The sequence below is a fragment of the Pimelobacter simplex genome, assembly GCF_024662235.1.
In the GTDB taxonomy this organism is placed as follows: domain Bacteria; phylum Actinomycetota; class Actinomycetes; order Propionibacteriales; family Nocardioidaceae; genus Nocardioides.
The window spans coordinates 298,543-322,837 of sequence record NZ_CP096276.1 but is presented as its reverse complement, the minus strand read 5'-3'; the positions used below and the strand labels follow the sequence as shown (position 1 = coordinate 322,837).

Annotated in this window: 20 protein-coding genes and 1 tRNA gene; 11 read left to right on the top strand and 10 right to left on the bottom strand. The window is 72.5% G+C overall.

The features are described 5' to 3' along the window. The first annotated feature begins 45 nt into the window (after positions 1-45). Positions 46-1,551 (top strand): class I adenylate-forming enzyme family protein, encoded by a 1,506-nt coding sequence (locus M0M48_RS01540; RefSeq protein ID WP_257754120.1) that lies wholly within the window; start codon positions 46-48, stop codon positions 1,549-1,551. Continuing rightward, positions 1,548-2,321 (top strand): crotonase/enoyl-CoA hydratase family protein, encoded by a 774-nt coding sequence (locus tag M0M48_RS01535; RefSeq protein WP_257754119.1) that lies wholly within the window; start codon positions 1,548-1,550, stop codon positions 2,319-2,321. The genes M0M48_RS01540 and M0M48_RS01535 overlap by 4 nt, the downstream gene beginning before the upstream one ends. 6 nt (positions 2,322-2,327) lie before the next feature. Here the strand turns inward: M0M48_RS01535 and M0M48_RS01530 are convergent, their stop codons facing one another. Next, complete coding sequence (locus tag M0M48_RS01530; RefSeq protein WP_257754118.1) at positions 2,328-2,987, bottom strand: DUF1345 domain-containing protein; 660 nt, start codon at positions 2,985-2,987, stop codon at positions 2,328-2,330. A 40-nt stretch (positions 2,988-3,027) separates the two neighbouring features. Between M0M48_RS01530 and M0M48_RS01525 the strand changes: the two genes are divergently transcribed. The 4 genes from M0M48_RS01525 to M0M48_RS01515 all read left to right on the top strand — a co-directional run bounded on the left by M0M48_RS01525 (position 3,028) and on the right by M0M48_RS01515 (position 5,973). Next, positions 3,028-3,942: a LysR family transcriptional regulator gene (locus tag M0M48_RS01525; protein WP_257754117.1), complete on the top strand. Its 915-nt coding sequence runs from the start codon at positions 3,028-3,030 to the stop codon at positions 3,940-3,942. A 134-nt stretch (positions 3,943-4,076) separates the two neighbouring features. After that, a complete protein-coding gene (locus M0M48_RS01520; RefSeq protein WP_257754116.1) occupies positions 4,077-5,450 on the top strand; it encodes an OFA family MFS transporter in 1,374 nt (457 codons plus the stop codon). Beyond that, a complete protein-coding gene (locus M0M48_RS31145; protein ID WP_445323398.1) occupies positions 5,447-5,566 on the top strand; it encodes an MFS transporter small subunit in 120 nt (39 codons plus the stop codon). The genes M0M48_RS01520 and M0M48_RS31145 overlap by 4 nt, the downstream gene beginning before the upstream one ends. Beyond that, a complete protein-coding gene (locus M0M48_RS01515; protein WP_257754115.1) occupies positions 5,563-5,973 on the top strand; it encodes a rhodanese-like domain-containing protein in 411 nt (136 codons plus the stop codon). The genes M0M48_RS31145 and M0M48_RS01515 overlap by 4 nt, the downstream gene beginning before the upstream one ends. Here M0M48_RS01515 and selB read toward each other — a convergent pair. The 3 genes from selB to M0M48_RS01500 form a co-directional block, all read right to left on the bottom strand. After that, on the bottom strand, positions 5,970-7,769 hold the full coding sequence (selB, locus tag M0M48_RS01510) for a selenocysteine-specific translation elongation factor (RefSeq protein WP_257754114.1): 1,800 nt from the start codon (positions 7,767-7,769) through the stop codon (positions 5,970-5,972). The two genes, M0M48_RS01515 and selB, sit on opposite strands and share 4 nt — an antisense overlap. Beyond that, positions 7,769-9,022 carry an L-seryl-tRNA(Sec) selenium transferase gene (selA, locus tag M0M48_RS01505; RefSeq protein WP_257754113.1) on the bottom strand — a complete coding sequence of 418 codons (1,254 nt, stop codon included), beginning with the start codon at positions 9,020-9,022 and terminating at the stop codon, positions 7,769-7,771. Before selA ends, selB begins: the two co-directional genes overlap by 1 nt. Positions 9,023-9,042: 20 nt before the next feature. After that, positions 9,043-9,138, bottom strand: a tRNA-Sec gene (locus M0M48_RS01500). 38 nt (positions 9,139-9,176) lie between these two features. On the opposite strand from M0M48_RS01500, the gene selD reads away from it, so the two are divergent. After that, positions 9,177-10,169: a selenide, water dikinase SelD gene (selD, locus tag M0M48_RS01495; protein ID WP_257754112.1), complete on the top strand. Its 993-nt coding sequence runs from the start codon at positions 9,177-9,179 to the stop codon at positions 10,167-10,169. A gap of 87 nt (positions 10,170-10,256) precedes the next feature. On the opposite strand, the gene M0M48_RS01490 is transcribed toward selD, so the two are convergent. The 6 genes from M0M48_RS01490 to M0M48_RS01465 all read right to left on the bottom strand — a co-directional run bounded on the left by M0M48_RS01490 (position 10,257) and on the right by M0M48_RS01465 (position 19,555). Then, positions 10,257-10,832 (bottom strand): hypothetical protein, encoded by a 576-nt coding sequence (locus tag M0M48_RS01490; protein ID WP_257754111.1) that lies wholly within the window; start codon positions 10,830-10,832, stop codon positions 10,257-10,259. 63 nt (positions 10,833-10,895) lie between these two features. Then, the gene (nrfD, locus tag M0M48_RS01485; RefSeq protein ID WP_257754110.1) at positions 10,896-11,984 is read right to left on the bottom strand and encodes an NrfD/PsrC family molybdoenzyme membrane anchor subunit; all 1,089 of its coding nucleotides are present in this window, start codon (positions 11,982-11,984) and stop codon (positions 10,896-10,898) included. Further along, positions 11,984-12,976 carry a 4Fe-4S dicluster domain-containing protein gene (locus M0M48_RS01480; RefSeq protein WP_257754109.1) on the bottom strand — a complete coding sequence of 331 codons (993 nt, stop codon included), beginning with the start codon at positions 12,974-12,976 and terminating at the stop codon, positions 11,984-11,986. The genes nrfD and M0M48_RS01480 overlap by 1 nt, the downstream gene beginning before the upstream one ends. After that, on the bottom strand, positions 12,976-16,254 hold the full coding sequence (gene fdh, locus M0M48_RS01475; RefSeq protein ID WP_257754108.1) for a formate dehydrogenase: 3,279 nt from the start codon (positions 16,252-16,254) through the stop codon (positions 12,976-12,978). Before fdh ends, M0M48_RS01480 begins: the two co-directional genes overlap by 1 nt. 9 nt (positions 16,255-16,263) lie before the next feature. Continuing rightward, entirely contained in the window at positions 16,264-17,274 is a 1,011-nt protein-coding gene (locus M0M48_RS01470) for an FUSC family protein (RefSeq protein ID WP_257759293.1), read from the bottom strand. Beyond that, positions 17,249-19,555: an FdhF/YdeP family oxidoreductase gene (locus tag M0M48_RS01465; RefSeq protein WP_257754106.1), complete on the bottom strand. Its 2,307-nt coding sequence runs from the start codon at positions 19,553-19,555 to the stop codon at positions 17,249-17,251. The genes M0M48_RS01470 and M0M48_RS01465 overlap by 26 nt, the downstream gene beginning before the upstream one ends. Positions 19,556-19,665: 110 nt before the next feature. On the opposite strand from M0M48_RS01465, the gene M0M48_RS01460 reads away from it, so the two are divergent. The 4 genes from M0M48_RS01460 (at position 19,666) to M0M48_RS01445 (ending at position 24,225) form a co-directional block, all read left to right on the top strand. Next, positions 19,666-20,616, top strand: coding sequence for a Dyp-type peroxidase (locus M0M48_RS01460; RefSeq protein ID WP_257754105.1), 951 nt, complete (start codon positions 19,666-19,668; stop codon positions 20,614-20,616). 174 nt (positions 20,617-20,790) lie between these two features. Next, complete coding sequence (locus M0M48_RS01455) at positions 20,791-21,432, top strand: succinate dehydrogenase cytochrome b subunit (RefSeq protein ID WP_257754104.1); 642 nt, start codon at positions 20,791-20,793, stop codon at positions 21,430-21,432. 13 nt (positions 21,433-21,445) lie between these two features. Continuing rightward, on the top strand, positions 21,446-23,470 hold the full coding sequence (locus M0M48_RS01450; protein ID WP_257754103.1) for a fumarate reductase/succinate dehydrogenase flavoprotein subunit: 2,025 nt from the start codon (positions 21,446-21,448) through the stop codon (positions 23,468-23,470). 11 nt (positions 23,471-23,481) lie between these two features. Next, complete coding sequence (locus M0M48_RS01445) at positions 23,482-24,225, top strand: succinate dehydrogenase/fumarate reductase iron-sulfur subunit (RefSeq protein WP_215816574.1); 744 nt, start codon at positions 23,482-23,484, stop codon at positions 24,223-24,225. Positions 24,226-24,295: the final 70 nt, after the last annotated feature.

Sequence of the window (24,295 nt, the reverse complement as noted above, 5' to 3'; positions counted from 1 at the left end):
AGACCATACAGTCTGTTTTCATTTCCAGTGCGAGGAGACACCCCCATGGCCCTGGCCGCCAGCCTTGTCCGTCGCGGCGCCGCCGCCTTCCCCGAGCGCACCGCGCTGTACTTCGGCGACGACTCGCTGACGTACGCCGAGGTCGACCGGCGCGCCAACCTGATCGCCCACCACCTCGCCGCCCACGGCGTCACCAAGGGCACCCACGTCGCGCTCCTCGTCAACAACGGGCTCGACTCGGTGCCGATGGAGTTCGCCGCGATCAAGGCCGGCCTGGTCCGGGTGCCGCTCAACGCGCGCCTCTCCCTCGACGAGCACGCGGACATGGTCACCGGCTCGCACGCCACCGTCGTGGTCGCCGACGCCGCGCTCACCGATCGCGCGGCCGAGCTCGCCGAGCGCGTGCCCGGGCTGCGCGCGTACGCCCTCGCCGACCTCCTCGCTCCCGTCGCCGAGCCGGTCGGCGAGCCCGACGTCGTCCTGGCCGAGGACGACCCGACGCTGCTGCTCTACACCTCCGGCACCACCGGCAAGCTCAAGGCCGTCATCCACACCCAGGCCAGCTACGGCGCGATCTGCAGCAACATCCTGGCCAACCTGCTCGACCCGCAGCCCGACTCGGTGATGCTCCACGCCGCCTCGCTGGTCCACGCCAGCGGCACGTTCGTGCTGCCCTACTGGGTCCGCGGCGGCGCCTCGGCGATCCTGCCCGGCTTCGAGCCGGCGTCCTTCGTCGCGGCGATCGCACGCCACCGCGCCACCGAGATCAACCTGGTGCCGACGATGTTCGCGATGCTCCACGGCTCCGGCGTCCTCGACGGCGCCGACCTCACCTCGCTGCGCAAGGTCATCTACGGCGCCAGCCCGATGCCGCGCCCGGTGCTGGAGCGCTCGATCGAGGTCTTCGGCCCGATCCTCACCCAGTACTACGGCCAGACCGAGGCCCCGCTCTGCATCGCCGTTCTCGACGAGCACGCCCACGCCGACCCCACCCTGTGGGGCGCCTGCGGGATGCCCGCGACCGACGTCGAGCTGCGCCTCGTCGACGAGGACGGCGCCCCGGTCGGCCCCGGCGAGATCGGCGAGATCGCGCTCAAGGCGCCGTTCCGGATGCACGGCTACTTCGAGGCCGACGAGCTCAACGCCCGCTCGCTGACCGACGACGGCTGGCTGCGCACCCGCGACCTGGCCCGCTTCGACGAGCGCGGCTACCTGCACCTGGTCGACCGGACCAGCGACATGATCATCACCGGCGGCTACAACGTCTACCCGCGCGAGGTCGAGGACGCCCTGTCCTCGCACCCGGCCGTCGCCGAGTGCGCCGTCGTCGGCGCCCCCGACGACAAGTGGGTCGAGGCGGTCACCGCCTTCGTCACCCTCCGCCCCGGTACGACAGCCGACGAGGCCGAGCTCATCGAGCACGTCCGCGGCCGGATCGCCGCCCACAAGGCTCCCAAGAGCGTCCGCTTCGTCGACGCCATCCCCAAGTCCGCGGTCGGCAAGATCCTGCGCCGCGCCCTGCGCCAGCCCCTGTGGGAGGAGTCCCGGTGAACGACGTCCGCATCGAGCACGAGGCCGACGGCGACGTCATGGTCGTCGTGATGAACCGCCCCGAGCGGCACAACGCCGTCGACGGCCCGATGGCCGCCGAGCTCGCCGCCGCCTTCCGCACGTTCGAGGCCTCCGACGCCAAGGTCGCCGTCCTGGCGGGCGAGGGCCCGTCGTTCTGCGCCGGCGCCAACCTCAAGGCCGTCGGCACCGCCGCCGGCAACCGCGTCTCCCCCGAGGGCGACGGCCCCATGGGCCCCACCCGGATGGACCTGTCCAAGCCCGTCATCGCCGCGATCCACGGCCACGCCGTCGCCGGCGGCCTCGAGCTCGCCGTCTGGTGCGACCTGCGCGTCGCCGACGAGGACGCCACCCTCGGCGTCTTCTGCCGCCGCTGGGGCGTCCCTCTCATCGACGGCGGCACCGTCCGCCTCCCCCGCCTGATCGGCCACAGCCGGGCCATGGACCTCATCCTCACCGGCCGTCCGGTCGACGCCCACGAGGCGCTGTCCTTCGGCCTCGTCAACCGCGTTGTCCCCCGCGGTACGGCGCGCGAGGCGGCCGTCGTCCTGGCCCGGGAGATCGCGCGCATGCCCCAGACCTGCCTGCGCGGCGACCGTCAGGCCGCGCGCGCCCAGTGGGGCGACACCGAGGAGACCGCCCTGCACCGCGAGCTCGCCATCGGCATGGTCTCGCTCGCCGCCGACGGGGTCGACGGGGCGGGGCGGTTCGCGGCGGGCAAGGGGCGCGGCGGGTCGTTCGAGGACATCTAGGGCGTCCTAGGTCGCGACGATCCCCACCACCAGGTTGATCGTCGTCGCGATGATCGCCGCGCCGAACACGTACGCGATCAGGCAGTGCCGCAGCACGACCGCCCGGATCGCCGAGCTCTGCACCGCGGTGTCGGAGACCTGGTAGGTCATCCCGAGGTTGTAGCTGAAGTAGAGGAAGTCCCGGAACGCCGGCGCCTCGTTGGTGTTGAAGTCGATGCCACCGGGGGTGTCGGAGTAGTAGAGGTGCGCGTATCGCGTGGCGTACATGAAGTGCACCGACGCCCAGGCCATCGCGACGGCGGCGAGGGCGAGGGCCGCGGCGGCGTCCTTGGTGTCGCCGTTGCCGGCGACGAGCAGCATGACCACGCCCACCAGTCCGCCGACGGCGGCGCAGGCGACCGCGACCTCGTCGGCGGCGGGCCGGAGGTCCTCGTGGGTGGCGTTGGCGCGGGTCGCGGCGGCGTCCATCGGCCAGAGCACCACCCAGCCGAGGACGACGTACACGGCGCCGGCGGTGGCGACCCCCGTGAGCACGCCGATCTCGACCGCGGACAGCAGCCATCCGGCGCCGGCGACGGCGACACCGGTGACGAGCGCGGAGAGCAGCCGTGGGAGCGCGGTGGCGACCAGGCGCGGACGCCGGGTGGGGTCGGGGCTGGCTGCCATGCGGCTCAGCGTAGTGACCGGCACGTGGTACTCATGTCCCATGCTGCTGCGCCGGTTGGAGTACCTCGCGGCGCTCGCGCGCGAGGAGCACTTCGGCCGGGCCGCCGAGGCCTGCCACGTCACGCAGCCCGCGCTGTCGGCGGGGATCCGCAAGCTGGAGCGCGAGCTCGGCGTCCAGGTCGTCCGACGGGGTCAGCGGTTCGAGGGATTCACCAACGAGGGCGCCGAGGTGCTGCGGTGGGCGCAGCGGATGCTGGCCGAGCGCGCGACCCTCGACCAGACCATCGCCACGATGCACGCGGGCCTGACCGGCACGCTGCGCATCGGCGCGATCCCGACGGCGCTGACCGTCTCGCCGCTGCTGACCACGCCCGTGCGCGAGCGGCACCCGCTGGTCGGCATCCGGCTGCTGTCGATGTCCTCGCGCGAGATCGTGCGCGGGGTCAACGACTTCGAGCTCGACGTCGGCATGACGTACGTCGACGGCGAGCCCCTCGGTCAGGTCCGGGTGATCCCGCTCTACCGCGAGCGCTACCTGCTGCTCACCCCCGCCGATGGCGAGCACGGCGCGAAGACGTCGGTCACCTGGGACGACGCCGCCCGCTCTCCCCTGTGCCTGCTGACCGGCGACATGCAGAACCGCCGGATCGTCGACGGCCACCTCGCCGACACCGGCCGGACCGCGCACGTCGTCGTCGAGACCGACACCGTCTCGGCGCTCTACGCCCACGTCGCATCGATGGGCCTGTGCAGCGTGGTGCCGCACGCGTGGCTGCCGACGTTCGGCGTACCCGAGGGGCTGCGGGCGATCCCGCTGCCCACCCCGCGACGCAGCCACCAGGTGGGTCTCGTGCTCGCCGGGCACGGACCGGAGTCGCTGCTGGCCCAGGCCCTCGTCGAGACCGCGCGCGAGGTCGATCTCGCGGCGCTGCTCGCCCAGGTCCCCGGCCACTGATGATCGACGTTTCTCACCCGATCGACGGATCCTCTTTGACCGCGCCCCGGCACGCTTCCTAAGGTCGCGTCGGGCGTCCGGGAGCCCCTCCCTGGTCGACCCCTGCTCCCTGACGTCGACCTGAGGAGGTGCGCGTGCGCGCGCTCTCGTTCCTTGACCGCGACCACACGGTCGCCCCGGCGGGCTACAGCCGGTGGCTGATCCCGCCGGCCGCACTCGCCATCCACCTGTGCATCGGCCAGGTCTACGCGACGAGCGTCTACAAGGACGTCCTCGTCCAGCACTTCGACACCAGCCTGACGGCGATCGGGTTCATCTTCTCGATCGCGATCGTCATGCTCGGCGTCTCCGCGGCGCTGTTCGGCACCTGGGTCGACCGGGTCGGGCCGCGGCGCACGATGTTCACCGCCGCCTGCTGCTGGAGCGCAGGCTTCCTCGTCGCCGCGCTCGGCATCGGCACCGAGCAGCTGTGGCTGGTCTACCTCGGCTACGGCGTGATCGGCGGCATCGGCCTCGGCCTCGGCTACATCTCGCCGGTCTCCACGCTCATCAAGTGGTTCCCCGACCGGCCGGGCCTGGCCACCGGCATGGCGATCATGGGCTTCGGCGGCGGCGCCATGGTGGCGGCTCCCCTCTCCCGCGAGCTCCTCGCCCGCTTCGGCGGCGCGCACCCCGACGGCGACGCCGTCATGAAGCTCTTCCTGACCCTCGGCGTCGCCTACTTCGTCGTGATGATGTTCGGTGTGTTCACCGTCCGCGTGCCGGCGACCGGGTGGACGCCGGCCGGCTTCGATCCCGCGACGATCGCGGCCAGGCCGATGGTCACCACGGCCAGCGTGTCGGCGGCCAACGCCATCAAGACGCCGCAGTTCTGGCTGTTGTGGACCGTGCTGCTCTGCAACGTGACCGCCGGTATCGGCATCCTCGAGCAGGCCGCCGAGATGATCCAGGACTTCTTCCGCGACGCCGCCGACCCGGCCACGTCCGCGGTCACCGCCGTGGTCGCCGCCGGCTTCGTCGGCCTGCTGTCGCTGGCCAACATGGGGGGACGGCTCGCGTGGTCGACGGCGTCGGACTACCTCGGCCGCAAGAACACCTACGTGATGTACCTCGGCGTCGGCATCATCCTCTACGTACTGCTCGCCACGGTCGGCTCACGCTCGACACCGCTGTTCGTCGTCCTGTGCGCGGTGATCATCTCCTACTACGGCGGCGGTTTCGCGACGGCGCCCGCCTACCTGCGCGACCTGTTCGGCACCTACCAGGTCGGTGCCATCCACGGCCGGCTGCTGACCGCGTGGTCGACAGCGGGAGTGCTCGGACCGGTCATCGTCAACGGCGTCCTCGACAGCCGCGAGGCCCGCAGCGTCGGTGGAGGCTCCGAAGTCCTGCTCGCCGGCGACTACCGGCCCGCGTTGTACATCATGGTGGGAGTACTGGCCGTCGGTTTCGTCGCCAACCTGCTCATCCGTCCCGTCGCCGAGCGCTTCCACGAGGAGATCGCATGAACGAGCACCCCCGCCAGGCCGCCCGGGTCGCGGTCGCCTGGACCATCGTCGGGCTTCCCCTGGTCTACGGCCTCTACAACGCCGTCAAGGCCGCGACACAGCTCTTCACCGGGTGATCGTCATCACCGAGCCGACCATCTCCCGGCTGCTCGCCGAGGCCCGCGGCGGCCTCGACCGGCTCACGCCCGCCGACGCGTACGCCGCGCAGCAGGACGGCGCCCTCCTGGTTGACATACGACGGGAGGACCAGCGCGAGCGCTTCGGCGCCCCGCCCGGGTCGTTCCCCATCGACCTGACGATCCTGGAGTGGCGGCTGGACCCGACGAGCCCGTGGCGCAGCACCCTGGCCGCGCCGGGGATCCGGCCCGTCGTGTTCTGCCAGGAGGGGTTCAGCTCGTCCCTCGCCGCGGCCCGGCTCCAGGCGCTCGGCCTGGTCGGCGCGACCGACGTCGAGGGCGGCTTCGCGGCCTGGGCCGAGGCCGGCCTGCCGGTCGCGGAGACGCTGCCCGAGCGGATCTTCTAGCGCACGACCTCGCGCGCGGCGCCCCCGTCGACCCGGCGGGTCCAGCCGCGCTCGTCGAGGTGCTCCAGCAGCGGGATGAGCACGCGCCGCGTCGTCCCGAGCGCCTGGCGGGCGGCGCTCGTCGTGAACGGCTGGTCGAGGCCGGCCAGCACCCGCATCGCGCGCGCCGGGGCGGTCGGCAGCAGCACGATCGCCGGCGCCACCCGCAGCAGCCGGCCCTGCCGCTCGGCCGCCGCCAGCTCGCGCGGCCCCAGGCCCAGCCGGGTCAGGTCGTCGGCCTCGGGCGCGGCGAACGGGTCCGCGGCGAGGCGCCGCTCGACCTCGGCCACCGCAGCCTCCGCCGGGCCCAGCCCCGCGGGGCGGTCGGCCGCGCGGACGAAGCCGCCCTCGGCGACCAGACCTGCCATGCGCACCACGAGGTCGACCAGCTCGTCGGCCGGTACGCCGGCCGCGTCGCGCACCGCGCCGCGCGAGAGCCCGATCGCCAGCGGGTCCTGCTCGTGGCGGGCCGCGACCGCGCGCGCCAGCCGGTCGGCCCACCCGGCGCAGGCCGTCGCGTCGACCCACCAGCCGTGCTCGGCGAGGACGCCGGCGGGCGGCTCGGCGGACAGGTCGGCGACCAGGCCCAGCAGCCGCAGCTCCGCCACCGGTACGGCGCCGCGCCGCGCCACCTCGGCCGCCAGGTCGCCGTCCGGGCCGCGGGTCGCCAGTGCGTCCGCGCGCCGGGCGGCATCCCCCCGCCGCCGCAGCTCCGGCGGGTCCGTGTCGAGCACGACGGCACCGGAGACTCGGCCGCTGCCGGGGCCGCGCAGCACGAGGCGGTCGCCGGGCGCCAGCGGCAGCGGGTGGTCCAGGCGCAGCCGCAGGTGCCGGTGGTCGTCGTCGAGCGGCCGCACCCGTACCGGTACCGCTGCGGTGCCCACGTGCAGCCGCAGCTGCCCGGGCAGCGGACCGTCCGGCCCGCTCGTGCGGCGGACGTCGACCAGCGCGGAGGTCCGCCAGGTGCCGGGCGCGACCACGGCGTCACCGCGGCCGACCTCGTCGGCGGCGGGGCCGCGCAGGTTGAGCGCGACCCGTCGTACGGGCTCGGCGCGGTCGCGGGGACCGCCCTCGCTCTCGATCCGGCGCACGGTGGCGGGGCGGGCGCCGTACGGGCCGAGGAGCTCGAGCTCGTCGCCGACCGCGATCGTCCCGGTGGCGAGCGTGCCGGTGACGACGGTGCCCGCGCCGGCGACGCTGAACGAGCGGTCGACCCACAGGCGCAGCCGGCCGGCGGCCGGCGCGGGCGCCCGGGCGAGGACGTCGTCGAGCGCGGCGACCAGGTCCGGCATCCCGGCGCCGGTGACCGCGGAGACCGCGACGACGGGTGCGTCGTGCAGGCCGGTGCCGGCCAGTCCCTCGCGGACCTGCGCCCGTGCGGCCGCGAGCTGCTCCGGCGTGGCCCGGTCGCCACGGGTCAGCGCGACCACGCCCCGGTCGATCCCGAGCGCGGCGACCGCGTCGCGGTGCTCGTCGCTCTGGGCCCGCCAGCCCTCGTCGGCCGCGACGACGAACAGCACCACCGGCGCCGGCCCCAGCCCGGCCAGCATGTTGCCGACGAACCGCTGGTGCCCCGGCACGTCGACGAACGCGACGTGCGCGCCACTGGGCAGTGTCGTCCAGGCATAGCCGAGGTCGATGGTCAGCCCGCGGCGGCGCTCCTCGGCCCAGCGGTCCGGCTCGATACCGGTCAGCGCGCGGACCAGGGTGCTCTTGCCGTGGTCGACGTGGCCGGCGGTCGCGACGACGTACGCCATCAGTGGGCTTCGAGCGCGCGACGCAGGGCGGCCAGGAGCCGGTGGTCGTCGGTCTCCGGGACGCAGCGCAGGTCGACCAGGCAGGCACCGTCGTGGACCCGCGCCAGCACCGCGGGCTCACCGGTCCGGAGCCGCACGGCCGTCGCCTCGGGGAGCCGGAGGGCCCACCCCGGCAGCGGTACGCCGGGCGCCCCTCCCCCGCCGACCCGGCCGTCGTGAGCGACCACCGGGACGTCGAGAGCGGCGCCGAGACGCTCCGTGCGGCGCCGCAGGTCGGCGGGGTCGGCGTGCAGCGCCGCCGAGACCGGCGACGGCGGACCGGTCAGCGTGGCCTCGAGCGCGGCCAGGGTCAGCTTGTCGACGCGGACCGCCCGCGCCAACGGGTGCGTCGCCAGCCGCTCGATCAGCCGCCCGGACCCGAGCAGGAGACCGGCCTGCGGCCCGCCGAGGAGCTTGTCGCCGCTGGCGACGACCAGGTCCGCGCCCGCGCGCAGCGCGGTCGTGGCGTCCGGCTCGTCGGGCAGCGCCGGGTCGGGGTGGAGCAGCCCGCTGCCGAGGTCGGCCACCACCGGCAGGTCGCCGACGGCCCCGCGCAGCTCGGCGAGCGAGACCTCGCTGGTGAAGCCCTCGACCCGGAAGTTGCTGGGATGCACCTTGAGCACGCACCCGGTGTCGGGCCCGATCGCGTCGACGTAGTCGCGCAGGTGGGTCCGGTTGGTCGCCCCGACCTCCCGCAGCCGCGCACCGGCCGACGCGATGAGGTCGGGCAGCCGGAACCCGGCCCCGATCTCCACCATCTCGCCGCGGCTGACCACCACCTCGCGGCCCGCGGCGAGCGCGGTGGTGGCGAGCACCAACGCCGCGGCGCCGTTGTTGACCACGAGCGCGTCCTCGGCCTGCGGGCAGGCGGCCCGCAGCGCCGCGCGCGCCTGGACGCCCCGCTTCGACCGGGCTCCGGTCGCGAGGTCGAGCTCGACGTCGACGTACCCGGCGGCGGTGACGAGCGCCTCGACGGCGGCCGGGCCGAGCGGCGCGCGGCCGAGGTTGGTGTGGACGACGACGCCGGTCGCGTTGAGCACCGGACGCAGGGTGGTCGCGCTCGCCCGGGCTCGGGTGCGGGCGCGGGCGAGCACGGCGGCCTCGACGTCCTCGGGCGCGATGAGCCCCGCGCGCGCCTGCTGCTGCACGTCGCGGACCAGCGCGAGCAGGTGGTCGGTGCGCGGGATCCGGCGCCGCGGGTCGTCCTGGTTCACCGGTCCTCCTGGTCGGCTCGTGGCGGAGGCGGACGGGAATCGAACCCGCCAGACCGAGCTGCTCGGCCTCCTCGGTTTTGAAGACCGGGGGGCCCACCAGGAACCCATACGCCTCCCCGCCGGGACCCAACTTAGTTCCCCGTAGGCTCGGGCCATGTCTGCACCCGCCGAGGTCGGTCGCCTGACGAGCTATGCGCACGGGGGTGGGTGCGCGTGCAAGATCCCGCCGGGCGAGCTCGAGGACGCGGTCCGCGACCTGGTCGGCCAGAGCGGGCCCGACATCCTGGTCGGGGTGGACGACGGCGACGACGCGGCCGCCGTACGGGTGCGGGAGGACCTGGCCGTCCTCTCGACCGCCGACTTCTTCACCCCCGTCGTCGACGACGCCTACGACTGGGGCCGGATCGCCGCCGCCAACGCGCTCTCCGACGTCTACGCCATGGGCGGTACGCCGGTCGTCGCGATCAACCTCATGGGCTGGCCGCGCGACGTACTGCCGAGGGAGCTCATGCGCGAGGTCCTCCGCGGCGGCCTCGACGTCGCCACCCTCGCCGGCTGCCCCGTCATCGGCGGCCACACCATCGACGACCCCGAGCCGAAGTACGGCATGGCCGTCACCGGCACCGCCCACCCCGACCGCCTGCTGCGCAACGACGCCGCCGTCGCCGGCCTGCCCCTGACCCTCACCAAGCCGATCGGCGTCGGCCTGCTCAACAACCGGCACAAGCAGACCGGCGAGGTCTTCGCGCACGCCGTCGAGCTGATGGCCTCCCTCAACCGCGACGCCTCGGTCGCGGCGCTGGCCGCGGGCGCCCGGGCCGCCACCGACGTCACCGGCTTCGGCCTCCTCGGCCACCTCCACAAGCTCTGCCGCGCCTCCGGCGTCGGCGCAGTGATCGACCTCGCCTCGGTCCCGCTCGTCGACGGCGCCCGCGCCGCACTGGCCGCCGGCTACGTGTCGGGCGGCACCCGCCGCAACCTCGACTGGGTCCGGCCGCACCTCTCGGTGGGTCCCGGGGTGGGTGAGGACGACCTGCTGCTGCTCGCGGACGCGCAGACGTCGGGTGGGCTGCTCGTGGTCGGCGAGGTGCCGGGGTACCCGGTGATCGGGCACACGGTCGCGGGGGCGGGCATCGAGGTCCGCTGAGCCCCCAGGCCCGGAATCGGCCTTGCCCGGAAGCCCGACGCCACCTAGCCTAGACCCGAACCCGGCAGTCTGCCCTTCATCGGCAGCCTAACCGGGTTCGCTCTTTTTCTTCCGCTCAGCCTTGTCTCCGCTCGGCCTCTCACGCAGAACTGGTGCGACCTTGGTGCGCCACTCGCCGCCGCGGTGGACACACCACGCGGCCGCATCGCTCACCCACAGCAGCGGCTCGTCCACGCTGCGCAGGTGCGTGACGACCGGGTCGTCGGGCATGGCGGTCGCCCTGGCGACCGCCAGATCGAGCCCGAGCGATGCGTCGTCCCGCTCGATCACCACGCGCCTGGCGCGGGAGTCCCCTGCATCGCCGAGGATCGTCTCCAGCAAGGCGCATCGAGCGCTTCGGGCGTCCCTGAGCGGCGAGCGGTAGACCACCGCCGAGACCTCCAGCCCCGCGATGAGCTCGATCGCGCGATGACGGTCCGCGCGGTTCATCTTCTGGAAGTGCAGGCGCGCTTGGCGCGGCCGAAGGAGCGCACGGAGGCGCCGCCGAGTATGAGCGACCTGGGCTGACGGCACCCACGTCGCCACCATCACGTAGTCGCCGGCCTTCGTCTCATCGACGAACACGTGGGCGCCGAAGGGCAGCCCCGGGTCCGGGTCGCGCATGTGCCGAGCAAAGCAGAAGCCGGCACGAGCGCGGCCTGGTTATCCACAGCCCCCGCGCGGACGTCAGCCCGCGGTGGTGATCGAGTCGCCCGTCTCCCCCGCCGCTCGGCGCGCCGCCAACCGCCGCCGCTGCGGCTCCACGACGTAGCGCGGGTCCTTGGTCGAGTGGATGCCAGCCTCGAAGACGCCGAACCGGGTGAGCGCCGAGGCGGTCATCAGCGCGAGCCCCGACGCGACGGCGACGGGACGGCGGCGGCCGCCGAGGACCACGCCGACGGCGCCGGCCACCGCGAGGCGCTCGCTCCAGCGCAGCATCGCGCCGGCGGAGCCGTGGTGGAGGGGTTCTGCGGCGACGGGGTCCATCCGGCGCTCCATGGCCTTCATCGCCACCACGTCGCCGACCACGCCCATCAGAGCGAGGGTCCGGGCCGGTCCGGCCTCGTGGGCCGGCGTGGTGATCATGGCGAGGCCGGCCGAGGCGAGGCTCGCCGAGCTGACGAAGACGAACGGCAGGTCGCGGTGGGTGGCGTTCCAGGTGGGGACCGCCGTGTCCGCCAGCAGTACGGCGGTGTACCCGGCCAGCGGCGCCGCGAACACCGCCGCCTCCAACCCAGCGGGGCCCTCGAGCGCGCGCAGCACCGGCCGCAGCGGCCCCAGCGGCAGCCGTTCCCCCGACATCCGGTCGACCTCGGCGCCGACGGTCACCGTCAGCCCGCCGGCGAAGGCGGTGAGGATCCACGACCCGACGCTCATCGGCGAGGTCACCTTGAACGTGCGCAGCATGTTGTAGAACCGGCTCGGCTTGCCGAGGTCGGCGACGAGCGCGACGCCGCCGAGGCCGATCGCGGCCATCGCGGAGAGCCGGGCGTTGCGGCGCAGCAGCGAGCGGCCGGTGAGCTGGGCGCCTGCGGCCAGCAGCCCCGAGCCGCCGGCGACACCGCCGAGGAAGAGGTACGCCGGGATCTCGTGCCCCCACGGCGGCGCCTTGACGATTGGCTTGTCGTAGTACGACGTGAACGCGGCCTCGGGAACCATCAGCTCCTCGGCCCGACCGCCGCGCCGCCCACCGGGACGCCGGCGCCCACGCCCAGGCCCCTGCCCCCGACCGCGCCGGGCCGGGCCGGGCGGCCGCACCTCGTCGTACTCGCTCATCAGCGTCCCCTCCAGAAGGCGACCGCGGCCGCCGCGACCATCCCGGCCATGGCGACGCCCGCGCGCTTGTACATCGTCATCAGGTCCGCCGTGCACACCCGCGGGTCGGGCGGCAGCCCGTAGACCTCGGGCTCGTCGAGCAGCAGGAACACCGATCCGGTGCCGCCGACGCCGTCGAGCTCGTTGGCGCCGTAGAGCCGCGCCTCGGTCATCCCCTGCGCGTGCAGCTCGGCGACGCGCTCGCGCGCGGTGTCGACCATCGTCGCGTGGTCGCCGAACTTGATGGACGTCGTCGGGCACGTCTTCGCGCACGCCGGGGTCTCGTCGTCGACGAGCCGGTCGTAGCAGAGCGTGCACTTCTGGGCGACGCCCCGCTTGGGCACGGGCGGCTGCTCCCCCTTGCGGTGCCCCTCGCGGTACGTCGGCGCGGCGGTCCCGTCGCTGCGCCGCTCCACGACACCGAACGGGCAGCCCGCGACGCAGGTCCCGCAGCCGTTGCAGACGTCGGGCTGGATGACGACCGTCCCGAACTCGGTGCGGAACAGCGCGCCCGTCGGGCACACGTCGAGACAGCCCGCGTGGGTGCAGTGCTTGCAGACGTCGGAGGCCATCAACCACCGGAACTCCGGGGTGTCCGGCGGCGCCACGTCGGGCACCGCGTCCGGAGCCGGCGCCCCGAACGACGGCATCCCCAGCGACACCAGCGCCCGGCCCGACTCCCGCGCGGCCGTGATCGCGTCGCGTCCCTGCTCGACGAACGCCACGTGCCGCCAGGTGCTCGCGCCGAGCGAGACCGTGTTGTCGTACGACATGCCGGTCAGCTCGAGGTCGCCGTCGCGCGGGTTCTGGTTCCACTCCTTGCACGCGACCTCGCAGGCCTTGCAGCCGATGCAGATCGAGGTGTCGGTGAAGAAGCCCTTGCGCGGGTGGGTGTGCTCCGGAGCCCAGGCGGCGTCGGCGGTCGGGTCGGTCGGTCCGCTCAGCTGGCCCATCAGAAGCCCTCCTTGTCCGGATCGGTCACCCGCTGGCCACCCGTGGCCGGCGTCGTCCCCGCCCGCTCTTGGTACGACGCAACGAGCCGCTGCAGGTCCGCGCCACGCGGCCGCCGTCCGGCGATCACGTCGCACGAGGCGACCTTGGACTCCTGGATCTGGGTGTTCGGGTCCATCATCACGCCGAGCAGGTCGTTGGCGGCGTCGCCGGTGACCACGGCGTCGCTGCCGACGCCCCAGTGGTAGGGCAGGCCGACCTGCTGGACCTCGCGCCCGTTGATCACCAGGCTCTTGACCCGGTCGGTGACCAGCACGCGCGCCTCGATCGCCGCCCGCGGCGAGATGATCGTGGCCCAGCCGCCGTTCTCGAGCCCGCGCTCCGCGGCGAGCTGGGGTGAGACCTCGCAGAACATCTCCGGCTGCAGCTCCGCCAGGTACGGCGACCAGCGGCTCATCCCACCCGCGGTGTGGTGCTCGGTCAGCCGGTACGTCGTGAACACGAACGGGTAGACCTCGGCCCCCGGCTCGCCGGCGCTGGGCGCCTCCAGGTTGTCCTCGCGCGCCAGCAGCACCCGGGCAGGTGCCTGCTGCTGGGGGTAGAGCGCGTTGCGGACCGGCGACTCGGCGGCCTCGTAGTGCGCGGGCAGCGGCCCGTCGACCAGTCCCTTGGGGGTGAACAGCCAGCCCTTGCCGTCGGCCTGCATCACGAACGGGTCGTCGCCGGCGAGTCCCTCGGCACCGCCCAGGGACGGGTCGGGACGGGCGTGCGGGTGCTTGTCGACGGGGAAGTCGACGTTGTCGGGCCCGACCCACCGGCCCTGCGCCTCGTCCCACGACATGTAGGCCTTGCGCTCGCTCCAGGGCTTGCCGTCGCGGTCGGCGGACGCGCGGTTGTAGAGGATCCGCCGGTCCGCGGGCCACACCCAGCCCCACTGCGACTGGGTGACTCCGCCGCCGCCCTGGGGCACGCGGCGGGCAGCCTGGTTGTGCCCGTCGGCGTAGACGCCGGTGTAGATCCAGCAGCCGCCGGCCGTCGTACCGTCGGCCTTCATCTGCGTGTACGACGACAGCGGCGCGCGGTCGCCGACGACGTACCCGTTGATCTCGGCGAGCACTGCCTCCGGGTCCGGGTTGCCGTGCTCGTCGGGCGGGTAGTCCCAGGTGAGGTCGAGCAGCGGCCGGTCGCGCGGGTCGGTCGAGCCGGCCAAGCGGGCCCGGATGCGCACGCCCAGCTCGTAGAAGAAGTCGAGCTCGCTCTGGGCCTGGCCCGGCGGCTGGACGGCCTGGTGCCGCCACTGGAGCATCCGCTGGGTCTGGGTGAACGAGCCGGCCTTCTCGACGTGGGTCGCGGCGGGCATGAAGAACACCTCGGTCGCGATGTCCTCGGTGCGCAGCTCGCCGGACTCGATCTCGGGTCCGTCCTTCCACCAGGTCGCCGACTCGATCATGTTGAGGTCGCGCACGACCAGCCACTTGAGCTGGGCCATCGCGAGGCGCTGCTGGCGCCCGTTGGCCGAGCCCACGGCCGGGTTCTGGCCGAGGATGAAGTAGCCGTCGACCTTGCCGTCGCGCATGTCGGCGACGGTCTGGTAGGTCCCGTGCGCCCCGCTGAGCCGCGGCAGGTAGTCGTAGGCCCAGTCGTTCTCGGCGCTCGCCGCGTCGCCCCACCACGCCTTGAGCAGGTTGACGACATAGGTCTCGGCGTAGGCCCAGTAGCCCTTCTGCTGCTTCGAGCCGATCGAGTCGACGTAGTCGCGGTAGGTGTCGTGGCGGCCCACGCTCGGCATCGGCAGGTAGCCCGGCAGCAGGTTGAACAGCGTCGGGATGTCGGTCGATCCCTGGATGCTCGCGTGCCCGCGCAGCGCCATGATGCCGCTGCCGGGGCGGCCGACATTGCCCATCAGCAGCTGCAGGACGGCGGCCGTGCGGATGAACTGGGCGCCCAGCGTGTGCTGCGTCCAGCCCGTCGCGTAGCCGAAGCAGGTCGTGCGCTCCCGGCCCGAGCTCTCCGCGATCGCGCGGGCGACGTAGTCGAAGTCCTCGATCGGGATGCCGCACATGTCGCGGACCATCTCGGGCGTGTAGCGCGAGAAGTGCCGCTTGAGCACCTGGAAGACGGTGCGCGGGTGCTGCAGCGTCTCGTCCCGTACGACGCCCGCGTGCTCCAGCGCCGGACCGCCGGAGCCGTGCTCGTCGCCCGCGGCCCGGGGCGATGCGCTGGCCCCGTGCTCCTCGCCGGACGGCCCGGTGACGGTGCCGCCCTCCGGGTCGGCGTACGCCCAGGACGACGGGTCGTAGGAACCGCTCTCGGGGTCGAAGCCCGAGAAGAGCCCGCCCAGGTCCTCGGTGTCGCGGAAGTCCTCGCCGACCAGGGTCGCGGCGTTGGTGAACGCGACGACGTAGTCGTGGAAGTAGAGCTCGTTGCTGAGCATGTGGTTGATCAGCCCGCCGAGGAGGACGACGTCCGAGCCGGCCCGGATCGCGACGTGCTTGGTCGCCACGGCCGACGTACGGGTGAACCGGGGGTCGACGTGGATCACCTTGGCGCCCTTGACGAGCGCCTCACTGACCCACTGGAAGCCCACGGGGTGCGCTTCGGCCATGTTGCCGCCCATCAGGATGATGCAGTCGGCGTTGGCCATGTCCTGGAGGGACTGCGTGGCACCGCCACGCCCGAACGAGGCTCCCAGACTGGGAACCGTGGCGGAGTGTCAAATACGAGCCTGGTTCTCGATCTGGATCGCGCCGGCCGCGGTGAAGAGCTTCTTGATCAGGTAGTTCTCTTCGTTGTCGAGCGTCGCCCCGCCGAGCGAGGCGATGCCCATCGTGCGGCGCAGCGGGCGCCCGTGCTCGTCGTGGTCCTGCCAGCCGTGCCGGCGGGCGGCGAGGAAGCGGTCGGCGATCATGTCGATCGCGGTGTCGCGGTCGAGGTCGGTCCACTCGGTGGCGTGCGGAGCGCGGTAGCGGATCGTGGTCTGGCGCAGGGGGTTGTTGACGAGCTGCTCGCTCGAGGAGCCCTTGGGGCACAGCCGCCCGCGCGAGATCGGCGAGTCCGGGTCGCCCTCGATCTGGACGACACGCTCGTCCTTGACGTAGACCTTCTGGCCGCAGCCCACCGCGCAGAAGGGGCAGACGCTCTGCACGACGCGGTCGGCGGTGGCGTTGCGCGACTCGGTACGGCGGGTCCGTGCGGACTGCACGGCCGGGCCGCGCCCGAACCGGTCGCCGGTCAGGGCTTGGCGGAGGACGGGCCACTCGAGAGGGCTCCACGCAGCCATGGGCCGACCCTACCGCTCGCGGCCCGGGACGAGGGCGGCCGCCGCGACGCCCGCGGCGACGCCGAGCACCGTGTCGACACCCCGCGCCAGCAGCAGCCCGAGCGGCTCGGCCGGCGCCGCCAGCTCGGTCATCAGCATGATGAGCGGGGTGAAGAAGCCGAGCGCGATGCCGTGGTGCCGGCTCAGGAACAGCTCGGTCGGGAACAGCAGCACCATCACGACGAGCGCCAGCACGGCCGGGCGCGGCTCGGGCAGCAGCACGACCGCGGTGACGACGAGCCCCGCGAAGGTCCCAGCGACCCGGTGCCCGGCCCGCTCGACGACGGCGCGCAGGTCGAGCGGATCCCCGGCCGTCACGATCGCCAGCGGTACGGCGGCCGCGGTCATCGCCCAGTTCGCGTGGTCGACGCCCAGCACCAGCCCGGCCAGCCCGGCCGCCGCGGTGGCCACCGCGTAGCGCAGCGCCTGCTTGTAACTACGTGTTCGTTCCACTACCCGGGCGCTATGACCAGCCACAGCGCCCGGGTAGTGGAACGAACACGTAGTTACATGCGCCGCGGAGAGTAACCCGAGCGCGAGGCACCAGGTCGCCGTCGCGGCGCAGATCAGGACGGCGCCGAGCGGGCCGACCAGACCGGGGTCGACGGTCGCGGTGGCGCCGAGCGCGAAGATGCCGAAGAACGGGCCGCCCGGCCGCAGCCGCAGCGCGTCGGTGACCAGCGAGCCGAGCGTCGCGAACCCGGTGACGGCGACCAGCAGCACGCCGGATCCGGCGTCCGTCACCGCGAGGGTCGCGCCGAGCGCGACGCCGGTGACGAGCATCCCGGCACCGTGGAACTGGTGCCGCAGCCGCTCTGCCGGTCCCTCCCGGCGGCCGTACATGCCGGTGAAGGAGCCGAAGACGGCGTACAGCATCAGCTCGGGGCGGCCGGTGCCGAGGAGCACCAGCCCCGGGACGAGCAGGCCGAGCAGGACCCGGCCGGCGTGGCGCCGGTCAGCCGACGGCGGCACCAGCGGCACCCGCGGGCTCCAGGCGCACGATCACGCCCTTGGAGGTGGGCGTGTTGCTGATCTCGGCGACGCTGTCGAGGGGCACCAGCACGTTGGTCTCGGGGTAGTACGACGCCGCGGAACCGCGCGCCGCCGGGTAGGCGACGACCCGGAAGCCCTCGGCGCGGCGCTCGCTGCCGTCGGTCCAGACGCTGACCAGGTCGACCAGGTCGCGGTCGGCGAGGCCGAGGTCGGCGAGGTCGTCGGGGTTGACCATGACGATCCGCCGGGCGTCGTGGATGCCGCGGTAGCGGTCGTTCATCGCGTAGGGGATGGTGTTCCACTGGTCGTGCGAGCGCAGGCTCTGCAGCACCAGGTGCCCGGCCGGCGGCTCGATCCAGTCGGGCTGGTTGACGACGAAGACGGCCTTGCCGCTCGGCGTCGGGAATACGCCGGAGTTGACCGGGTTGGGCAGCCGGAAGCCGCCGGGGACGGCGACCCGCGCGTTGAAGTCCTCGAAGCCGGGCACGACGCGCGCGATCCGGTCGCGGACCAGCGCGTAGTCGGCCTCGAAGTCCTCCCACGGGATCGCGCCGCCGGGGCCGAGCGTGCGCCGCGCCAGCCGGCCGATGATCGCGACCTCGCTGAGCAGGTCCGGCGAGGCGGGCGCGAGCCGGCCGCGCGACTGGTGCACCTCACTCATCGAGTCCTCGACGGTCACGAACTGCTCGCCGCTCGCCTGGACGTCGCGGTCGCTGCGGCCCAGCGTGGGCAGGATCAGCGCGGTCTCGCCGCACACGGTGTGCGAGCGGTTGAGCTTGGTCGAGATCTGCACGGTCAGCGAGCACGAGCGCAGCGCCGCCTCGGTGACGTCGCTGTCGGACATCGCGCGCACGAAGTTGCCGGCCACGCCGACGAACACCTTGGCCTTGCCGTCGCGCATCGCGCGCACGCCGGCGACCGAGTCGTAGCCGTGGGCCCGCGGCGGCTCGAAGTCGAACTCCGCGGCGAGCGCGTCGAGGAAGCGGTCGGGCACCCGCTCCCAGATGCCCATCGTACGGTCGCCCTGGACGTTGCTGTGCCCGCGCACCGGGCACACCCCGGCGCCGAGGCGGCCGAGGTTGCCGCGCAGCAGCAGGAAGCTGACGATCTCGCGGATCGTCGGTACGCCGTGCTTGTGCTGGGTCAGGCCCATCGCCCAGCACACGATGATCCGGCGGCTGGCCAGCACCTGCGCGTGGACCTCCTCGATCTCGGCGCGGGTCAGCCCGGTCGCGGTGAGCACGTGCTCCCACGTGACGGTGCGGGCGTGGGCGGCGAAGTCGTCGAAGCCGGTGGTGTGGGCCGCGATGTAGTCGTGGTCGAGCACGGCGCCGGGGGCGGCGTCCTCGGCCTCGAGCAGCAGCCGGTTGAGCATCTGGAAGAGCGCGAGGTCGCCGCCGGGGCGGATCTTGAGGAACTGGTCGGCGATCTCGGTGCCGCGGCCGACGACACCGCGCGCCTTCTGGGGGTTCTTGAACCGGAACAGGCCCGCCTCGGGCAGCGGGTTGATCGCGATCACCTTGCCGCCGTTGCGCTTGGTCTCCTCGAGCGCGGAGAGCATGCGCGGGTGGTTGGTGCCGGGGTTCTGGCCGACCACGAAGACCAGGTCGGACTCGTGGATGTCGTCGAGCGAGACGCTGCCCTTGCCGATGCCGAGGGTCTCCCCCAGCCCCGAGCCGCTCGACTCGTGGCACATGTTCGAGCAGTCCGGCAGGTTGTTGGTGCCGTAGGCGCGCGAGAAGAGCTGGAGCAGGAAGGCGGCCTCGTTGTTGAGCCGGCCCGAGGTGTAGAACATCGCCTCGTCCGGCGAGGCGAGCGCGTTGAGCCCGTCGGCGACGATGCCGAAGGCCTCGTCCCAGCCGATCGGCTCGTAGTGGGTCGCGCCGGGGCGCTTGACCATCGGCTCGGTGAGCCGGCCCTGGTGGTTGAGCCACATGTCGGACTTCTGGTCGAGCTCGGCGATCGGGTGCTCGGCGAAGAACGCGCGGGTGACCCGGCGCGTGGTCGCGTCGTCGTTGACGTGCTTGGCGCCGTTCTCGCAGTACTCGTTCTTGTGCCGGTGCTTCGGGTCGGGCCAGGCGCAGCCGGGGCAGTCGATGCCCTCGGCCTGGTTGAGGCTCAGCAGGGTGAGCAGCGTGCGCTGGGGCCCGGCCTGGGCCAGGGAGTACTCGATCGCGTGCGCCACGGCGGGAACGCCGGCGGCCACGGTCTTGGGAGGGGTGACCCGCAGGTCGTCGCGCGGGTCTTCGGTCGGGCCGCTGGCGCTCACCCCTCCAGCGTGCCCGGTCGATCGATGAGCGTCAAAGATCAATCTTCCATCGCTTGATAGACGATGTTTATGACTTCTGGAGGTCGCGGAGGTCCCGTAGAGTCGGCGCGGTGCCGAGCCCCACGCCCCAGGCGGTCCTCGCCCCGCTCACCGAGGCCGCCCTCTTCCTGACGCTCACCCTCGACGACGAGGCGCCCGGCGCCGCCGAGACCGTGCGCGACCTGCTCGCCGACGTCGGCGGGCTGCGCCGCTCGGTCGGCTTCCGGATCCCCGAGGGCGAGCTGACCTGCGTGACCGGCATCGGCGCCGGCGCCTGGAACCGGCTCTTCGCGCTCCCCCTGCCCGCCGGGCTGCACCCGTTCCGCGCGGTCAGCGGCGCCCGGCACCACGCCCCGGCCACCGACGGCGACCTCTTCTTCCACCTCCGCGCGCACCGCCTCGACCTGTGCTTCGAACTCGCCCAGCACCTCGTACGGCGCCTGGCCGGCGTCGCCCGGGTCGTCGACGAGGTGCACGGCTTCCGCTCCTTCGACCAGCGCGACCTGCTCGGGTTCGTCGACGGCACCGAGAACCCGGAGGGCGACGAGAAGGCCGCGGCCGTGCTCATCGGCGCGGAGGACGCGGCGTACGCCGGCGGCAGCTACGTCATCACCCAGAAGTACGTCCACGACCTGGACGCCTGGCGCACCCTGAGCGTCGAGCAGCAGGAGCACGCCATCGGCCGCACCAAGCTCGACGACGTCGAGCTGGCCGACGACGTCAAGCCCAGCAACTCCCACGTCGCGCTCACCACGATCGTCGACGCCGACGGCACCGAGCGCGACATCCTGCGCGACAACATGCCCTTCGGACGGGTCGGCGCGGGCGAGTTCGGCACCTACTTCATCGGCTACGCGAACGATCCCGGCGTCATCGAGGAGATGCTCCAGAACATGTTCGTCGGCAAGCCGCCGGGCAACCACGACCGGGTCCTCGACTTCTCCACGGCCCTGACCGGGAGCCTCTTCTTCGTCCCCTCGGCCGACTTCCTCGACGCCGCCGCGGACCCCGTCGAGCGCTGACCCGCGCCCCGTGAGCGCGCGGGTAAGGCTTGCCTTACGTGCGTATCTCACATGATCCCGGTCACCTACTAGTCAGTAGCGGGGGTAGCGTGGCCCCCTGTGGCAACGACGACGCGACCCGAATTGGCGAAGGGCTCCCGTGCAGCCCGTTCGACCATCGCCCTGAAGCTCCTGATGGCCGTGAGCGGCCTGCTGTTCATCGGCTTCGTCCTGGGGCACATGTACGGCAACCTCAAGGCCTTCGCGGGCGAGGAGTCCTTCAACGAGTACGCGCACCACCTGCGCGTCCTGGGTGAGCCGATGCTCCCCTACTCGGGCTTCCTCTGGATCATGCGCGTCGGCCTCATCCTCGCGCTGATCGCGCACGTGGCCTCGGCGGTGATCCTGGCCCGCCGCGCGGCCAAGGCCCGACCGGTCAAGTACGCCGTGAAGAAGAACAACGGCTCGTCGGTCTCCTCGCGCACCATGCGCTGGGGCGGCGTGACGCTGCTGGTCTTCATCATCTGGCACCTGCTCAACTTCACGATCGTCAAGATCAACCCGAGCAACGGTGACACCGGCGGCGAGAACCCCTACCGCCTGATGGTCGACAGCTTCGACGTGTGGTGGATCACCGTCATCTACCTGCTCGCGATGGTGGCGCTGGGCATGCACCTGCACCACGGCACCTTCAGCTCGCTGCAGACGCTGGGCTTCACCGGCTCGGCCGTCGCGCGCACGCGTGCCCGGGCGGCCGGCTGGGTCGTGGCGATCGTGGTCGCCGGCGGCTTCGCGCTGGTCCCGCTGTCCGTCCTCGTCGGCATCATCGAGAAGTAAGGACCACCTGAAGATGGCTGGAAGCACCCTCCACGACGGGCTCACCCCCCTCAACGGACCGTCCGAGCAGAAGTCCGACGACGCGCGCGGCTACTACACCCTCGGCGACAAGCTGGTCGACCCGGTCGCTCCGACCGGCCCGATCAAGGACCGCTGGACCACCCGCAAGTTCGAGAACCGCCTGGTCAACCCCGCCAACCGGCGCAAGCTCGACGTGATCATCGTCGGCACCGGTCTGGCCGGTGGCGCCGCGGCCGCCACGCTCGGCGAGGCCGGCTACAACGTGAAGTCCTTCTGCTACCAGGACTCCCCGCGCCGGGCGCACTCGATCGCCGCCCAGGGCGGCATCAACGCGGCCAAGAACTACAAGGAGGACGGCGACTCGACGTTCCGTCTCTTCTACGACACGGTCAAGGGCGGCGACTACCGCTCGCGCGAGTCGAACGTCTACCGCCTGGCCGAGGTCAGCGCCAACATCATCGACCAGTGCGTCGCGCAGGGCGTCCCCTTCGCCCGCGAGTACGGCGGCCTGCTCGACAACCGCTCCTTCGGCGGCGTGCAGGTCTCCCGCACGTTCTACGCCCGCGGCCAGACGGGCCAGCAGCTCCTCATCGGCGCCTACCAGGCGATGGAGCGCCAGGTCGCGGCCGGCACGGTCGAGCAGTTCACCCGCCACGAGATGCTCGAGCTGATCGTCGTCGACGGCAAGGCGCGCGGCATCATCGCCCGCGACATGGTCACCGGCGAGATCGAGACCCACCTCGCCGACGTCGTCGTCCTGGCCACGGGCGGCTACGGCAACGTCTTCTTCCTCTCCACCAACGCGATGGGCTCCAACGTCACCGCCGCGTGGCGTGCGCACCGCAAGGGCGCCTACATGGCCAACCCCTGCTACACGCAGATCCACCCGACGTGCATCCCGGTCTCCGGCGACCACCAGTCGAAGCTGACGCTGATGTCGGAGTCGCTGCGCAACGACGGCCGGATCTGGGTGCCGAAGAAGAAGGAAGACTGCGACAAGGACCCGCGGGACATCCCCGAGGAGGACCGCGACTACTACCTGGAGCGGATCTACCCGTCCTTCGGCAACCTGGTCCCCCGCGACATCGCCTCGCGCCAGGCCAAGAACATGTGCGACGAGGGCCGCGGCGTCGGCCCGCTGGTCGGCGACTTCCGCCGCGGCGTCTACCTCGACCTCGGCGACGCGATCAAGCGCCTCGGCAAGGACGCGATCGAGGAGAAGTACGACAACCTCCTCGACATGTACGAGCGGATCACGGGTGAGAACCCCTACGAGGTCCCGATGCGGATCTACCCCGCCGTGCACTACGTGATGGGCGGCCTGTGGGTCGACTACCACCTGCAGTCGAACATCCCGGGCCTCTTCGTCTCGGGCGAGGCCAACTTCTCCGACCACGGCGCCAACCGTCTGGGCGCCTCGGCCCTCATGCAGGGCCTGGCCGACGGCTACTTCGTCCTCCCGAACACCATCCGCGACTACCTCGCCGACGGCCCGTTCGACAAGATCGACGAGTCTCACGAGGCCGTGGTCGAGGCGCGCAAGAGCGTCGAGGACCGGGTCCAGAAGTTCCTCTCCATCAACGGCTCCCGCAGCGCCGACAGCTACCACAAGGAGCTGGGCAACATCATGTGGGAGTACTGCGGCATGGAGCGGACCGAGGAGGGCCTGCGCAAGGCCATCGACATGATCCGCGAGCTCAAGGCCGACTTCTGGTCGAACCTCAAGGTGCTCGGCTCGGCCGACACCCTCAACCAGAGCCTCGAGAAGGCCGGCCGCGTGGCCGACTTCATCGAGCTCGGCGAGCTCATGTGCATCGACGCCCTCAACCGGCGCGAGTCCTGCGGCGGCCACTTCCGTGGCGAGTCGCAGACCGAGGACGGCGAGGCGCTGCGCCACGACGACGAGTTCTCCTACGTCGCGGCCTGGGAGTGGGGCGGCGACCAGGGTCAGCCCGTCCTGCACAAGGAGGACCTGATCTACACGGCCATCGAGATGAAGCAGCGGAGCTACAAGTGAGCGCGGGCGGAATGAACCTCACCCTGAAGATCTGGCGCCAGGCCGGACCCAACGACGCGGGCGGTCTCCACACCTACCAGGTGTCGGACATCTCCGCGGACATGAGCTTCCTCGAGATGCTCGACGTCCTCAACGAGCAGCTGAACGACAAGGGCGAGGAGCCCGTGGCGTTCGACTCCGACTGTCGCGAGGGCATCTGCGGCATGTGCTCGCTGATGATCAACGGCGAGGCGCACGGCCCGGAGGTCACCACGACCTGCCAGCTGCACATGCGCTCGTTCAAGGACGGCGACACCATCACGATCGAGCCGTGGCGCGCCGAGCCCTTCCCGGTGGTCAAGGACCTGATCGTCGACCGCTCGGCGTTCGACCGGATCATCCAGTCCGGCGGCTTCATCTCCGCCAACACCGGCTCGGCCCCCGAGGCCAACTCGGTCCCGGCCCCCCGCGACAAGGCGATGCGCGCCTTCAACGTGGCGACCTGCATCGGCTGCGGCGCCTGCGTCGCCGCCTGCCCCAACGGCTCGGCGTCCCTCTTCGTCGGCGCCAAGATCACCCACCTGGGTGAGCTGCCGCAGGGTCAGCCCGAGCGCTGGTCGCGCGTGGTCGACATGGTCGGCCAGCACGACCACGAGGGCTTCGGCGGCTGCACCAACATCGGTGAGTGCGCGGCGGCCTGCCCCAAGGAGATCCCGCTCGACGTGATCTCGCAGCTCAACAAGGACCTGCGTACCGCGCTCAAGAACGGTCACTGACGCACGGACGTCCGCGCAGCGCCGCACCAGCCACGGCTGGTGCGGCGCTCGTGCTTTTGGGGAGCGGGGC